Genomic DNA, 14,364 nt, shown 5'->3' with positions numbered 1-14,364 from the left:
AGGTAGAGCCCGCCGTCCTGTTCGGCCACAGTCTCCAGGCCGAGGGCGCGCTGGTAGTAGTCGGTCATGAGCTTCATGTCGCCGACCTTGAGCATCACGGTGCCCATGGTGAGTTCGGCAGGAAGGAGGTCCTGGGTGCTGGCTTCTGCGGTCATGGCAATGCTCCGTGGATTCTGTAGCCACCGGCCTTCGGCGACTCTTCATAAAGACAAATTACTTGAAGCTTCAATTTATTCCAAAACATGGACTGGCGCCCGGTCTACCGGCAGCCCCCGCAGCACGATATGCCGGATCCGGCGGAGCGTGGCCGGATTGCTCCGGGGATCCTCGGCGGTGACGAGGACGTCAGCGCTTGCCCCTTCACCGATGGACTCCGCGCCGAGCCAGGTCCGCGCAGACCAGCTCGCGGCGTTGAGGGCGGCAGCGGCGGAAAGGCCGGCGGCGTGCAGGGCCTGGATCTCGTCCACGATCCTGCCATGGCTGATCACGCTGCCGGCGTCGGTACCGGCATAGATCGCCAGCCCGGCCTCGTGGGCTTCGAGGATCCGCTCCGCCCGACGCTCCCACAGCGAGCGCATGTGGGCTGCGTAGCGGGGGAACTTGGCCGCCGCCCGGGCGGCGATGTCCGGGAACGTGGCGATGTTGATCAGGGTGGGCACGATCGGAACACCCTGTTCGAGGAAGCGCGGCAGGTGCCGCGGCAGCAGCCCGGTGGCGTGCTCGATGCAGTCGATCCCGGCGTCGAGCATGTCATCGAGGGTGTCTTCGGCGAAGCAGTGTGCGGTGACGCGGGCCCCCTCATCGTGGGCGGCCTGGACGGCGTCCCTGATGGTCCGGGCGGGAAAACTGGAGGCGAGGTCGCCGGCGTCGCGGTCAATCCAGTCCCCCACGACCTTCACCCAGCCGTCGCCTGCCCTGGCCTGCTTGCGCACGGCCTCGACGAGATCCTCCGGTTCGACCTCGACGGCCAGGCCAGGCAGGTACCGCCGGGTCCTGGCGAGATGCCTGCCGGAGCGGATGATCCGGGGCAGGTCCGCGCGCTGCTGGAGCCAGCGTGTGTTGTGGACGGCGCCGGCGTCGCGGACCAGGAGTGTCCCGGCGTCGCGGTCCGCCAGGGCCTGGGATTCCGCGGTGTCCTCGGTAACGTCCCCGCCCGGGCCGAGGCCGATGTGGCAGTGCGCGTCCACGAGGCCGGGCATGACCCAGCCGTCGAGTACGAGGTCAGGCGCGGCGGCCGGACGGTGGAAGGTCAGCAGGCCGCCCACCGACCAGAGCCCGCGGCGTTCCTGGTCCGCCGCGGTGAGGATGGGGCCGCTGAACTCGATGATGCCGGTCATGACCTAAAGCCTAATCCGCATGACGATCCGCCGGCCAAGACGGTCCAGCCCCAGCTGCGCTTCGTGGATCCGCAGGGCGCCCAACGCCTGTCCTGGCTGGGCGAGTTCCTCGAAACCCCAGCTCGCATAAAACGGCGCATTGAACGGGACGCCTGCGAAGGTGCAAAGCGTCATCGATAAATAGCCACGGCTCCGGGCCGCATCAAGGGCCGCCTCCACCAGGGACCGTCCTATCCCCCGCCCGGCGGAGTCCGGCTGCACGGAGAGTTGTTCCAGATGGGCCTGGCCGCCGACCTCGTCAATGCGGGCAAACCCTACGGGCGGGTTTCCGGCGACAAGTATGAAGAGCGGCTCAACCGGCGTCGTCAACTCCGGAGCCGGGAGCGTCTGGTTCCCCAGCTCCGCTTCGAGGATGCGGTCTGCTGAGGCCTCGAGAACCGGCAGCGCCGGGATATCTTCCGGCGTCGCCGTCCGGATGCGGGGCAGCGCCCCTGGGCAGAGTCACCGTGCCACGCTAACACCGCGGTCCGCCGTCCGCGTCACACTCGAGGGCCGGCCGGAGGTGCGTGGTAGTTTCGTCTACGACCACACGGGTGCCCCTGCAGGGGCTGAGATCGGGCTGACGCAGCCTGCGACCGTTGAACCTGTCCGGGTAATGCCGGCGAAGGAAGTGAGCTTTTCCGTGAACACCCAAGTGACACAGCACAGCCCTGTCCAAATTCAGTCCGCAGCCACCACACAGTCGCTGAAGTCCCACTCGCTGGCCTTCAGCACGGACCCGGAGCATGGCATCCGCGTGCCGGTGACCGAGATCGCCCTGGAACCCTCCCCGGGCGGCATCCGGAACCCGCCGTTCCGGGTGTACCGCACTGCCGGCCCGGCCAGCGATCCGGTCCGCGGGCTGGAGCCGTTCCGCACCACCTGGATTGAGGCCAGGGCGGACACCGAACCCTACGCCGGCCGCGAACGGGAGCTGCTCGACGACGGCAAATCGGCGGTGCGCCGCGGTGCCGCGTCGGCCGAGTGGCGGGCCGGCCGGCCGGTGCCGCGCCGGGCCGTCGAGGGCAGGACCGTCACGCAGATGCGCTACGCCCGGGACGGTGTCATCACCCAGGAAATGCGGTTCGTCGCGCTGCGCGAGAACTGCGATGTGGAGCTGGTGCGCAGCGAGGTGGCCGCGGGCCGCGCGATCATTCCCAACAACGTCAACCACCCCGAATCCGAGCCGATGATCATCGGCAAGGCGTTCCTGGTGAAAATCAACGCCAATATCGGCAACTCCGCCGTGACCAGCTCCATCGCCGAGGAGGTCGACAAGCTCCAGTGGGCCACGCAGTGGGGCGCGGACACCGTCATGGACCTCTCCACCGGGGACGACATCCACACCACGCGCGAGTGGATCATCCGTAACTCCCCCGTCCCCATCGGAACGGTCCCGATCTACCAGGCGCTGGAGAAGGTCAACGGTGAGGCGAACGCCCTGACCTGGGAGATCTTCCGGGACACCGTGATCGAACAGTGCGAGCAGGGCGTGGACTACATGACCATCCACGCCGGCGTGCTGCTGCGGTATGTGCCCCTGACGGCCAACCGGGTCACCGGCATCGTGTCCCGCGGCGGCTCCATCATGGCCGGCTGGTGCCTGGCGCACCACCGGGAGAACTTCCTGTACACCCACTTCGATGAGCTGTGCGAGATCTTCGCACGCTACGACGTCGCGTTCTCCCTGGGCGACGGGCTGCGGCCGGGCGCGACGGCGGATGCCAACGACGCGGCACAGTTCGCCGAACTGGACACCCTGGCCGAGCTCACGCAGCGGGCCTGGGACTTCGACGTGCAAGTCATGGTGGAGGGCCCCGGGCATGTGCCCTTCCACCTCGTCCGGGAAAACGTGGAGCGCCAGCAGGAACTCTGCAAGGGCGCCCCGTTTTACACACTCGGGCCGCTCGTCACGGACATCGCACCGGGCTATGACCACATCACCTCGGCGATCGGCGCCACCGAGATCGCCCGCTACGGCACCGCCATGCTCTGCTACGTCACGCCCAAGGAACACCTCGGGCTGCCGAACAAGGACGATGTGAAGACGGGCGTGATCACTTACAAGATCGCGGCCCATGCCGCGGACCTCGCCAAGGGCCACCCCGGCGCGCACGAACGCGACGATGCCCTGTCCAAGGCAAGGTTCGAGTTCCGCTGGCGGGACCAGTTCGCGCTGTCGCTGGACCCGGTCACGGCCGAGGCCTTCCATGATGAGACGCTTCCCGCGGAGCCGGCCAAGACAGCCCACTTCTGCTCGATGTGCGGTCCGAAGTTCTGCTCCATGCGGATCAGCCAGGACATCCGGGACGAATACGGATCAGCAGATTCGCAGGCGGCCCTAGCGCAGATGGCGGCCGGAATGCGGGCGAAGAGCAACGAGTTCCTCGCCTCGGGCGGCAAGGTCTACCTGCCGCAGCCCTCGGTGGGAGGACCCGCAGCTTCCTAGGACGCCCGGGCGTGCTGGTGCCGGCTGACCTCGGCGATGTAGGAGCGGATGGCCCGGTCCCCTTCGGCTGAATCCTGGGGCCGGTGCCCTCCCGGCGCCGTGCGGTGCAGGGCGCCGGTCTCGCGCAGGTAGCCGGCGATTTCCTCATACAGCGGTTCCCAGCCGCCGGTCAGGACCAGGGTCGGCACGCCCGGCACGATCTGCAGCGGGGCTTCCCACGGCGGCGCCTGCAGGCGGAGCCGGCGCGCAGCCCGGAGGGCCTCCGGCGTAGTGGCCCCGGGGGCGTCCGCCGCGAACGCGCGGCGGATGAACTCCCGCTGGAAGTCGTCGTCGCTGAGGTTGTGGCGGACGTCGAAGAGCGGCTGCATGAGGGCCCGGTGCGCGGCGGTGGCCGGGAGTTCCGCGGTCAGGGACAGGCAGGCCGGTTCCACCAGGGTCAGCGACTGGACGAGGTCGGGCCRTTCGACGGCGGCCATCATCGCGGCGATCGCGCCCTGCGAATGGGCCACGACATGGCCGCCGGCCTCGCCGCGGCCGTCGTCTGCCAGCGAGGCGAGCACGATGGCGGCGTCGGCGGCGAAGCTGGATTCGAGCGGTTCCGCGACGGCGTCAAACCCGTGCCGCCGCAGGAACAGGGCGTCGTAGTCCAGCGCCATTCCGTGCTGTTTTGGCCACGCGGCGGCGCCGAAGCTGCCGTCCCCGTGGACGAAGACTACGCGCTGCTTGAACATTGTCTAACCCTATGGCACTTCAGTGCTGATGCCGCCGGCGACACAGTGCCGGCGGCCGTCAGCACTTGCGGCTACTTGCTGCCGCCGAGGAACTTGTCGAAACCCTTGGGCAGGTTCAGCTGGGACGGATCGAAGTCGCCGCCCTGCTGGCCGAACGACGCTCCGGTGGGCAGCGCCTTGGGGCCGGCGGCACGCCGGGCCTCGGCGTCGCGCAGTTCCTGCGCCGCCTTGGCCGGGTTGCCGGAGCGGGCCTTCTTCTTGGGCGCGGACTTGGCTCCCTTGCGGGCGCCGCCCCCGCCGCCCATGCCGGGCATTCCCGGCATGCCGGGCATCCCGCCGCCGGCGGCCATCTTCTTCATCATCTTCTGGGCCTGGGCAAACCGTTCCAGCAGTCCGTTGACCTCGGAGACGTGCACGCCGGAACCGCGGGCAATACGGGCCCGGCGGGAGCCGTTGATGATCTTCGGAGCCACGCGCTCGTGCGGGGTCATCGAGCGGACAATGGCCTCGACGCGGTCGATCTCGCGCTCGTCGAACTGCTCCAGCTGCTGGCGGATGTTCTGCGCACCCGGCATCATCATGAGCATCTTCTTCATGGAGCCCATGTTGCGGATCTGCTGCATCTGGGCGAGGAAGTCATCGAGGGTGAAGTCTTCCTGGTCGGCGAACTTCTTCGCCATCCGGGCGGCTTCATCCTTGTCCCAGGACTTCTCGGCCTGCTCGATCAGGGTGAGGACGTCACCCATGTCGAGGATGCGCGAGGCCATGCGGTCCGGGTGGAAGAGCTCGAAGTCGTCCACGCCTTCGCCGGTGGAGGCGAACATGACCGGCTTGCCGGTCACCGACGCGACGGAGAGCGCGGCGCCGCCGCGGGCGTCGCCGTCGAGCTTGGAGAGCACGATGCCGGTGAAGTTGACACCCTCGTCAAAGGCCAGGGCAGTGTTGACGGCGTCCTGGCCGATCATGGAGTCGATCACGAACAGGACTTCGTTCGGGACGATCGCGCGGCGGATCTGGCGCGCCTGCTCCATCATCTCGGCGTCGACGCCGAGACGGCCGGCGGTGTCCACGATCACGACGTCGTGCAGGGTGCGCTTGGCTTCCTCGACGCCGTCACGGGCGACGGCGACGGGGTCACCGGCAGGGTGGTCCAGTTCGGTGGACGTGGCGCCCGGGTGCGGGGCGAACACGGGTACGCCGGCGCGCTGGCCGACCACCTGCAGCTGGGTGACGGCGTTGGGCCGCTGGAGGTCACAGGCCACCAGCATGGGGCTGTGGCCCTGGGACTTGAGCCATTTGGCGAGCTTGCCGGCCAGGGTGGTCTTGCCGGCGCCCTGGAGGCCCGCCAGCATGATGATGGTGGGTCCGGTCTTGGCCAGGCGGATCCGGCGGGTCTCGCCGCCGAGGATCTCGACGAGTTCCTCGTTGACGATCTTCACGATCTGCTGGCTCGGGTTCAGCGCCCCGGAGACCTCGGCGCCGAGGGCACGCTCGCGCACGCGGCCGGTGAATTCCCGGACCACGGGCACAGCGACATCGGCGTCCAGGAGGGCACGCCGGATCTCGCGGACTGTGGCGTCAACGTCCGCCTCGGTCAGGCGGCCCTTGCCACGCAGATTCTTGAAGGTTGCTGTCAACCGGTCAGAGAGTGAATTGAACACGCGCCGTGCACTTCTTTCAGTGGATCTACAGGTGGCGGCCGGTGCGGCACGCCAGCGTCGCGACTGGTATTCGCCTGGACGAACCGCCACGACAACAGGACTCGACTATCTAGGGTACCAAGATGCGCCTTCAAGATGGCATGCTGGCGTAGGTGACCAGCCAAACAACTGTAAAAACCCTGCTCATCCTGGGCGCTTCCGGCGATCTCACCGGAAGGCTCCTGTTACCGGGGCTTGCCCGCCTGGTGGCCCGGGGCCGCGCCGACGGCCTCGCCCTGGCGGGAGCGGGATCGGACCCCTGGACGCCGGAGCAGTGGCTTGGCCGGATCGAGGAGTCGTTCGCGGACGAGGACTCCAAGGCCGACGCCCACGGCAAGCGGGAGCTCAAGCGGATCCGCAAGGAGAGCACCTACCACCAGCTCGATGTCACGGCCGAGGGCCAGCTCGCCGGGCTCCTGGCGCAACTGGAGGGACCTGTGGCGGTCTACTTCGCCCTGCCGCCGCGGGTCAGCCAGCTCGCGTGCGAGGCCCTGGCGCCGGAGGACGTGGCCGCCGGCACCCGGCTGGTCATGGAGAAGCCGTTCGGCTCCGACGAGCAGTCGGCGCGCCACCTGAACAAGACGCTGGCCGCGCTGGTCCCGGAGGACCACATCCACCGCGTGGACCACTTCCTCGGCAAGGCAACGGTCCTGAACATCCTTGGCCTGCGCTTCGCGAACACGTTCCTGGAGCCGGTGTGGAACCGGCAGAACATCGAAAAAATCGAGATCATCTTCGACGAGGACCTCGCCCTCGAAGGCCGCGCCCGCTACTACGACGGCGCCGGGGCGCTCCGCGACATGATCCAGAGCCACCTGCTTCAGATCATGGCCCTCATGGCAATCGAGCCGCCGGCATCCGTGGACGAACGCGATCTCCGCGATGCCGTGGCCACAGTGCTGCGGGCCAGCAGCATCAAGGCCCCCTACCGCCAAAGCAGCCGCCGGGCCCGGTACACGGCGGGTTCGATCAACGGCCGGGACATCCCGGACTACGCCAAGGAGGAGGGCGTGGACGCGTCCAGGGCTACTGAAACCCTCGCCGAGGTGCAGGTGGAGATCGACAACTGGCGCTGGCAGGGCGTGCCGTTCATCCTGCGCTCGGGCAAGGCGCTGGGCCAGAAACGCAAGGAGGCCGTGGTGACCTTCCGGCCGGTGCCGCACCTTCCGAAGGGGTTCACCGGTGTGGACGCCCCCAACCAGCTGCGGATCGGCTTTGGCCCGGACACGCTGCAGTTCGACGTCGACGTGAACGGCCCGGGCAATGTCCTGAGCCTGGACCGGGCCACGCTGCAGGCCGAACTGAGCGCCTCCGAGCTCCTCCCCTACGGTGAAGTGCTCGAGGGCGTGCTGACCGGGGATCCGCTGCTCTCGGTGCGGGCGGACACGGCCGAAGACTGCTGGCGCATCCTGGCGCCGGTGCTGAAATCCTGGACCGCCGGACATGTCCCGCTGGAGGAATATCCGGCCGGGACCCCGGGGCCGGAGGGCTGGCCGGCCTAGATTCGTCGCGGCAGGGCCAGCGCGGATCCCGCGGCGCGCCGGGCCGACACAGCAGCAACGACACAGCACTAACGACACAGCACTAACGACACAAGCACTAACGACACAAGCAGCAACGACACAGCGGGCCGGATACCTTCTCAGGTATCCGGCCCGCTGTGTCAGTGCCGTGTCAACGCCCTGCCTGTCTCCCGTTCCGGGAGTGGAGCGGGGCAGCTAGATCGCTGCCGAACCACGCTCTCCGGTACGGACCCTGACAGCCTCGAACACATCCATCGTCCAGACCTTGCCGTCGCCGGCCCGGCCGGTGTTGGAACTGGCGATGATGACATCCAGGATGTCGTCCGCCTGTTCGTCGGTGGCCAGGACTTCCACCCGGATCTTGGGCAGCAGGTCCACGTTGTACTCGGCCCCGCGGTACACCTCGGTGTAGCCGCGCTGCCGGCCGTAGCCGCTGGCTGCGCTGACCGTGAGGCCCTGCACACCGTAGGCTTCCAGGCCTTCGCGAATAGCCTCAAGCTTTTCCGGTCGGACGATTGCCGTGATCAGTTTCATGCCCCCACACTTTCCTTGCCCGTTGCGTTCTGCTTGCCGTTGGACGCGGCGTCCACCGGCACTTCGGCGGCTGTGCCTTCCTCCTGCGGCTCGCCGCCCATCGGCTTGCCCGTGATCAGTTCGTGCAGCGGCTGGAAGCTGCCGCCGTGCCCGCCGACGCCGAACTCGTAGGCGGTCTCTGCGTGCAGGCTCAGGTCCACACCGACAACTTCCTGTTCCTGGGAAACCCGGAAGCCCATGAGCTTGTGGATCGGGAAGGCAATGATGAAGGTCATCACGGCGGTGAAGACGATGGCCATCATTGCCGCGAGGGTCTGGGCGACCAGCTGCGTGGTGCCGCCGCCGTAGAACAGGCCCGCGGCGCCCTGGGTCGGGGTGGCCAGGAAGCCGATTGCGACCGTGCCGACAACACCGGAGACGAGGTGTACGCCGACGACGTCGAGCGAGTCGTCGTAGCCGAACTTGAACTTCAGGCCGACGGCGAGCGCCGAAGCCACACCGGCAACGACGCCGAGGGCGATCGCACCCAGCGGGGAGACGTTGGCGCAGGCCGGGGTGATGGCGACCAGGCCGGCGACCACGCCGGACGCGGCACCGAGGGAGGTCGGGTGACCGTCGCGGAAGCGCTCCACGGCGAGCCAGCCGAGCATGGCTGCGGCCGGGGCGGCCAGGGTGTTGATCCAGATCAGGCCGGCCTGCTCCACAGTGGCAGYGGCACCGGCGTTGAAGCCGAACCAGCCGAACCACAGGATTGCGGCACCGAGCATGACGAACGGAATGTTGTGCGGGCGGTGGTTCGGGTCCTTGCCGAAGCCCTTGCGGTTACCGATGATCAGGACCAGAATCAGGCCCGCGACGCCGGCGTTGATGTGGACCACGGTGCCGCCGGCGAAGTCGATGACCGGCGCGAACGTCTGGCCGAACCAGCCATTCGCGGAGAAGAGTCCGCCGCCCCAGACCATGAAGGCCATCGGCGCGTAGACCAGGGTGGCCCAGATGGGGGTGAAGACCACCCATGCGGAGAACTTGGCGCGGTCGGCGACCGCACCGGAGATCAGGGCCACCGTGATGATCGCGAACGTGGCCGCGTAGCCGACCTTGAGCAGGTCGGCCGGTTCGGTGAAGTTGTGCAGGCCGAAGTGGCTGAACGGGTTGGCGAAGATCTGGTAGAAGTTGTCTTCGTTGGTCGTAGCCATCGAAGCGCCCCACAGGATCCACATGATGCCGACGGTTCCAATGGCGACGAAGCTCATCATCATCATGTTCAAAGCCGACTTGGCGCGGGTCATGCCGCCGTAGAAGAATGCCAGGCCCGGGGTCATGAACAGCACGAGTGCCGCGGCGACCAGGAGCCAAACGAGACCTGCGGTGAGTTCCATGGTCTACGTCCTCTCTTGCTATTAGGTGCGGAGTAGTCCGCCGGTCCCAACGCATTTATTTGCGTTCTAGAAAGAGTTTCGCGGGGCCGTGTTTCGCTGGCGGAGGATTTACATTGCCGGGTTGTTACAAGAACCTCCCGGACGTAAATGGTGCATCTCACACTTGTTACGGTTATGTTTCAGCGGATTATTCCCGCACTTGTTGGACCCGCCGCCAGCCGGCACCGCATCTTCCCAAGGACGAACGCATTATGAGCAAGACCTCCCGCCCCGCCGGCGACGCCGCAGCCGAGGTGCCCTCACGGGCCCCGGGCCGTTCCCGGCTGCCCCGGGACATCAAGGTGATGCTGGTGGCGGCCTTCCTGATTGCGATCGGCTTCGGCCTCGTGGCACCGGTTCTGCCCCAGTTCGCCACCACGTTCGACGTCGGGGCGACCGCCGCGGCCGTGATCGTGAGCATCTTCGCTTTCATGCGGCTCGTCTTCGCACCGGCCGCGGGCACCCTGATCGTGAAGCTGGGCGAACGGCCGGTCTATGTGGCCGGGCTGCTGATCGTCGCGGTGTCCACGGCCGCCTGCGCCTTCGCCCAGAATTACTGGCAGCTGCTGGTCTTCCGCGGCCTCGGCGGGGCTGGCTCGGTGATGTTCACGGTGGCGTCCATGGCGCTCGTGGTCCGCCTCGCGCCGCCGGAAAGCCGCGGCCGGGTCTCCGGGGCCTATGCCTCCGCCTTCCTGATCGGCAACGTCTGCGGCCCAATCGTCGGCGGGATGCTCGCCAGCTTCGGCTTGCGGGTGCCGTTCCTGGCCTACGCGGGGGCCCTGGTGCTGGCCGCCGTCGTGGTGCAGACCCAGCTCAGCCATGTCCCCGCCGCCTCGCGGCAGCCCGGCGCCACGGCCCCTGCGATGGAACTGCGGGACGCGCTGCGGGACAGCGCCTACCGGGCCGGCCTGTTTTCGAGCTTTGCCAACGGCTGGGCCACCTTCGGGGTTCGGATGGCCACAGTGCCGCTCTTCGCCGTCGTTGCGCTCGGCGCCGGTCCGGAATCGGCCGGCTGGGCCCTGGCGGTGTTTGCCGGCGGCAACGCGGTGGCGCTGACGTTTTCCGGCCGGCTCGCGGACAGCCTCGGCCGCAAGCCGCTCCTGCTGGCCGGGCTGCTGGTCACCGGCACCGCCACGGCGGCCATCGGCTTCACCCACCAGCTGCCCTGGTTCCTGCTCGCCTCCGCCTGCGCCGGGATCGGCTCCGGGCTGCTCGGACCGGCCCAGCAGGCCGCCATCGCCGACGTGATCGGCAACGAGCGCTCGGGCGGCCGCGTCCTGGCCGTCTTCCAGATGGCTTCCGACAGCGGCGCAATTGTCGGACCGGTGGTGGCCGGGCTGCTGGCGGACCGGCTGGGCTACGGCTGGGCCTTTGGGGTCACTGGCGGCATCCTGTTGGCCGCCGCCGCAGTGTGGTTGCCGGCCCGCGAAACGTTCCGCCGGCCGGCCCCGGACCGCGCCTGACCTGCGGCGTTGCCGCCGCTGGTCCGCTCCGGGCGGCGCCTCCGCCGGGATCTTGTCCGGGACCGTGCACGGGACGTTGTCCAGGGCCTTCCGGTCAGCGGCGGCCTTCGCCCTTGGCTAAGCTGGGGGCACGTGCCACAAACTTCCGGAGGTAATCCCCCATGGCCAAATTCGACTCTTCCCCCGGGAAAGCCGAAAGCCCCGACCCCGCCCAACCCGCAAACCCCGGTAAGAGTGCGGGCACAAGCGCGGGAAACAGGAAGCGCGCAGGGCTGATCGCCGGCGCCGGAATTATCGCCGTCGCCGCAGCAGTACTGGTTCCCCTCGCCCTCGGAAACCCGACGCCGGCCCCGCCGGCCGCTTCTTCCCCGGCCCAGTCGGCACCGGCGCTCGCCCCTGCCGAGGTGGGCCCGACCGTCACCTATTACGCGCAGCCGGGTCCGCCGGCCGGGTCGCCGCTGGAAAAGGTTGAGCCCCTCAAGGTCGATGTCTCCAGCGACCTCGTGGGCACTTCCCTGAACAAGGGCATGGCGGGAATTTCCCTGGAGGCCACGGATCTGGCCGATCCCGACCTCAGCAGCGACAACGCGTCGATGGTCAAGCTGCTCAAGGAGATCGACCAGCCGGTCCTGCGTTTCGGCGGCAACGCCGTGGACCGGCGTTTCTTCTGGACCTCCACCGGCGAGGCCGTCCCCGCCGACTACAAGGGTGACAAGACGCACCCGGTCAAGGCCGTGGGCCCGGCAGACCTGGTCCGGCTCAAGACCCTGCTGGACGCCGGCGACGCCAGGGTCAGCCTCACAGTGGATCTGGGCCACTACAACCCGGCGCGGGCTGCGGACATGGCCAAGAACGCCTCGGCGATCCTTGGCGACCGGCTGCTGAGCATCACCGTGGGCAATGAGCCCAACGGCTTCGTGTTCAACGATGTGAAGTCCGGCAGCGGCTACAGCCTGGATCAGTACATTCGGGAATTGAAGGACTACGCCAACGCGATCTATGCAGTGGCGCCGAACGTGCCCATCTCCGGACCGGGCGCCTACGACCAGAAGTGGTGGCAGCCGTTCGTCGATGCGGACCTCCCGCAGAAGAAGATCCTGACGTTCCACCACTACCCGCTCTCCAACTGTGACGGCAGCTTGCCCCAGGACTCGCCTACCTTGGCAAACGCGATGAGCCGAACGATGCACGACCGTGGCGTCAACTACCAGAAGGCGGCCCTCGCGGTGGGTCAGGCCGCCGGCCTGGAAACCTGGATTCCGGAAACCGGGATCTCGGCGTGCCCCGGTTCCAATGAGACCTCCCGCACCCACGCATCTGCGCTGTGGGCGGCAGACTATGCCCTCACCGCCGCCCAGCTGGGCATCACCCGAATCGGCTTCCACAGCTCGCTGCTGACCTGCAAGGGCGGCCCGCCCCTGTCCGCCATCTGCAGCGCCGGGGCCTACCCGTTCGGCAATGGCCAGATGTCCGGCCGGGCCAACTTCTTCGGCATCTCCATGGTGGCCGAGCTGGAGGCCGGCAAGTTCATGAAAGTGAACAGCGCCGGAGGCGGCCCGGCGTTCAGCTACGCGCTGCAGAACGCCGACGGCAGCACCAGCGTGGTGATCATCAACGAAAACGACCCCGAAAAGGCCGCGCAGACTTCCGTCACCCTGAACCTTCCGGGCAAACCGGTCACCGGGACCATGACCCAGCTCAGCGGACCCACCTACGCAGCCGAGGACCAGAGCGTCATCGATGGCGCCAAGACCGAGCCCACGCCCCTCGCCAAGCGCGCCACGGTGCCCGGCTTCGCGTTCAAGTCCCAGACGCAGCAGTTCAATCTGACGGCCGGCACAGTGACGGTCCTGAACTTCAAGTACTAGCCACTCGAACAAAGAGTGCCCCGGTCCCGTCTGAACTGGCCAGACAGKACCGGGGCACTCTTTTTGTTGCGGTGCGGGCTAGTTCAGCAGCGCATCCACGAAGCCTTCGGCGTCGAACGGCGCGAGGTCGTCGGCGCCTTCGCCCAGGCCGATCAGCTTCACCGGGACTCCGAGGGATTTCTGGATGGCAACGACGATCCCGCCCTTGGCGGTGCCGTCCAGCTTGGTCAGGACGATCCCGGTGATGTTCACGACCTCGGAGAACACCCGGGCCTGGTTGAGTCCGTTCTGGCCGGTGGTGGCATCCAGGACCAGCAGCACCTCGTCCACCTCGGCCAGCTTTTCGATGACCCGCTTGACCTTGCTGAGCTCGTCCATGAGGCCCACCTTGTTCTGCAGGCGCCCCGCGGTGTCGATCATAACGACGTCGACTTCCTGGTCGATGCCGGCCTTGACGGCCTCGTAGGCCACCGAGGCCGGGTCCGCGCCGTCGATGTCCGACTTCACGGTGGGCACGCCGACGCGCTGGCCCCACGTGGCCAGCTGCTCGGCGGCGGCGGCGCGGAAGGTGTCCGCCGCGCCCAGCAGCACGTCCTTGTCCTCGGCCACGAGCACGCGGGCCAGCTTGCCCACGGTGGTGGTCTTGCCAACGCCGTTGACGCCGACAACCATCATGACGGCGGGCTTGTCGCCGTGGCGCTCGACGTTCAGGCTCCGGTCCATGGTCGGATCCACGAGCTTGATGAGTTCCTCCCGGAGCAGGGCCTTGACGTGCTCAGGGTCCCGGGTGCCCATCACCTTGACGCGTTCGCGGAGCGAGTCCACGAGCTGCATGGTCGGTTCGGTGCCGAGATCGGCCAGCAGCAGGGTTTCCTCGACCTCATCCCAGACGTTTTCATCGATCTTGTCTGCCGAGAGCAGGGCCAGGAGCCCCTTGCCGAGGATGTTGTTGGACTTGACCAGCCGCTCGCGCAGCCGCATCAGCCGCCCGGCCACCGGCAGCGGGGTTTCCACCGGGACGGTTTCCAGCCCGGCTGCGTCGTCCGGAACTTCGAGGGTTGGTTCTTCAATTTCGACGCCGTCCGGCGCGGTCCGTGCCGGTGCCGGCGCCTGCGCGGGACGGTCCTCCACAAGGGTTCCGGCTCCCGGGGCCTGCACGGGGTCGTTTGCGTCACGCGGGCCGGTGTAGGTCTTGGCGCTCTTCCGGGTCTTCATGAGCACCGGGATCAGCACACCGAGGACCACCAGGACAGCGAAAATGGGCAGAATGATGGGGAGGATGTCGTTCACTCCCCTAGCTTC

Annotated in this window: 11 protein-coding genes, 1 pseudogene and 1 riboswitch; of the genes and pseudogenes, 4 read left to right on the top strand and 8 right to left on the bottom strand. The window is 67.9% G+C overall.

Going from position 1 to position 14,364, the window contains the following annotated elements:
* The 3 genes and pseudogenes from AC1DHX_RS13425 to AC1DHX_RS13415 all read right to left on the bottom strand — a co-directional run.
* Window positions 1-155 (bottom strand): annotated as a pseudogene (locus AC1DHX_RS13425) (VOC family protein); the annotation flags it as partial.
* A gap of 75 nt (window positions 156-230) precedes the next feature.
* Complete coding sequence (locus tag AC1DHX_RS13420) at window positions 231-1,337, bottom strand: amidohydrolase family protein (RefSeq protein ID WP_476860303.1); 1,107 nt, start codon at window positions 1,335-1,337, stop codon at window positions 231-233.
* A 3-nt stretch (window positions 1,338-1,340) separates the two neighbouring features.
* Window positions 1,341-1,706, bottom strand: a complete 366-nt coding sequence (locus AC1DHX_RS13415) for a GNAT family N-acetyltransferase (RefSeq protein ID WP_476860304.1) — start codon at window positions 1,704-1,706, stop codon at window positions 1,341-1,343.
* Window positions 1,707-1,916: 210 nt separating this feature from the next.
* A riboswitch (TPP riboswitch) is annotated at window positions 1,917-2,024 on the top strand.
* Between AC1DHX_RS13415 and thiC the strand changes: the two genes are divergently transcribed.
* Window positions 2,020-3,825 (top strand): phosphomethylpyrimidine synthase ThiC, encoded by a 1,806-nt coding sequence (gene thiC, locus AC1DHX_RS13410; RefSeq protein ID WP_476860305.1) that lies wholly within the window; start codon window positions 2,020-2,022, stop codon window positions 3,823-3,825. (Overlaps the previous riboswitch by 5 nt.)
* On the opposite strand, the gene AC1DHX_RS13405 is transcribed toward thiC, so the two are convergent.
* Window positions 3,822-4,556, bottom strand: coding sequence for an alpha/beta fold hydrolase (locus AC1DHX_RS13405; protein ID WP_476900117.1), 735 nt, complete (start codon window positions 4,554-4,556; stop codon window positions 3,822-3,824). The two genes, thiC and AC1DHX_RS13405, sit on opposite strands and share 4 nt — an antisense overlap.
* A 71-nt stretch (window positions 4,557-4,627) precedes the next feature.
* A complete protein-coding gene (gene ffh, locus AC1DHX_RS13400; protein WP_223916506.1) occupies window positions 4,628-6,217 on the bottom strand; it encodes a signal recognition particle protein in 1,590 nt (529 codons plus the stop codon).
* 152 nt (window positions 6,218-6,369) lie between these two features.
* Here ffh and AC1DHX_RS13395 point away from each other — a divergent pair, with 152 nt between their 5' ends.
* The gene (locus AC1DHX_RS13395; RefSeq protein ID WP_476860306.1) at window positions 6,370-7,758 is read left to right on the top strand and encodes a glucose-6-phosphate dehydrogenase; all 1,389 of its coding nucleotides are present in this window, start codon (window positions 6,370-6,372) and stop codon (window positions 7,756-7,758) included.
* Window positions 7,759-7,974: 216 nt separating this feature from the next.
* On the opposite strand, the gene AC1DHX_RS13390 is transcribed toward AC1DHX_RS13395, so the two are convergent.
* Both AC1DHX_RS13390 and AC1DHX_RS13385 read right to left on the bottom strand, forming a co-directional pair.
* Window positions 7,975-8,313 (bottom strand): P-II family nitrogen regulator, encoded by a 339-nt coding sequence (locus tag AC1DHX_RS13390; protein WP_028276847.1) that lies wholly within the window; start codon window positions 8,311-8,313, stop codon window positions 7,975-7,977.
* Complete coding sequence (locus AC1DHX_RS13385) at window positions 8,310-9,692, bottom strand: ammonium transporter (protein ID WP_476900116.1); 1,383 nt, start codon at window positions 9,690-9,692, stop codon at window positions 8,310-8,312. Before AC1DHX_RS13385 ends, AC1DHX_RS13390 begins: the two co-directional genes overlap by 4 nt.
* A 251-nt stretch (window positions 9,693-9,943) precedes the next feature.
* On the opposite strand from AC1DHX_RS13385, the gene AC1DHX_RS13380 reads away from it, so the two are divergent.
* Together AC1DHX_RS13380 and AC1DHX_RS13375 are read left to right on the top strand one after the other, a co-directional pair.
* Entirely contained in the window at window positions 9,944-11,194 is a 1,251-nt protein-coding gene (locus AC1DHX_RS13380) for an MFS transporter (protein WP_476848955.1), read from the top strand.
* Window positions 11,195-11,355: 161 nt separating this feature from the next.
* A complete protein-coding gene (locus tag AC1DHX_RS13375) occupies window positions 11,356-13,062 on the top strand; it encodes a hypothetical protein (RefSeq protein WP_476860307.1) in 1,707 nt (568 codons plus the stop codon).
* A gap of 78 nt (window positions 13,063-13,140) precedes the next feature.
* On the opposite strand, the gene ftsY is transcribed toward AC1DHX_RS13375, so the two are convergent.
* The gene (ftsY, locus tag AC1DHX_RS13370) at window positions 13,141-14,352 is read right to left on the bottom strand and encodes a signal recognition particle-docking protein FtsY (protein ID WP_476860308.1); all 1,212 of its coding nucleotides are present in this window, start codon (window positions 14,350-14,352) and stop codon (window positions 13,141-13,143) included.
* Window positions 14,353-14,364: the final 12 nt, after the last annotated feature.

This window comes from Arthrobacter sp. 05N33_2 (assembly GCF_056397425.1).
Note: the sequence above shows the minus strand (reverse complement) of the source record. Positions and strands in the feature narration are given on the sequence as shown.

Bases quoted from the DNA above. Each gene is read 5' to 3' on its own strand.
- AC1DHX_RS13380 (WP_476848955.1), top strand. From the start codon at position 9,944: ATGAGCAAGACCTCCCGCCCCGCCGGCGACGCCGCAGCCGAGGTGCCC.
- AC1DHX_RS13375 (WP_476860307.1), top strand. From the start codon at position 11,356: ATGGCCAAATTCGACTCTTCCCCCGGGAAAGCCGAAAGCCCCGACCCC.
- AC1DHX_RS13420 (WP_476860303.1), bottom strand. From the start codon at position 1,337: ATGACCGGCATCATCGAGTTCAGCGGCCCCATCCTCACCGCGGCGGAC.
- AC1DHX_RS13390 (WP_028276847.1), bottom strand. From the start codon at position 8,313: ATGAAACTGATCACGGCAATCGTCCGACCGGAAAAGCTTGAGGCTATT.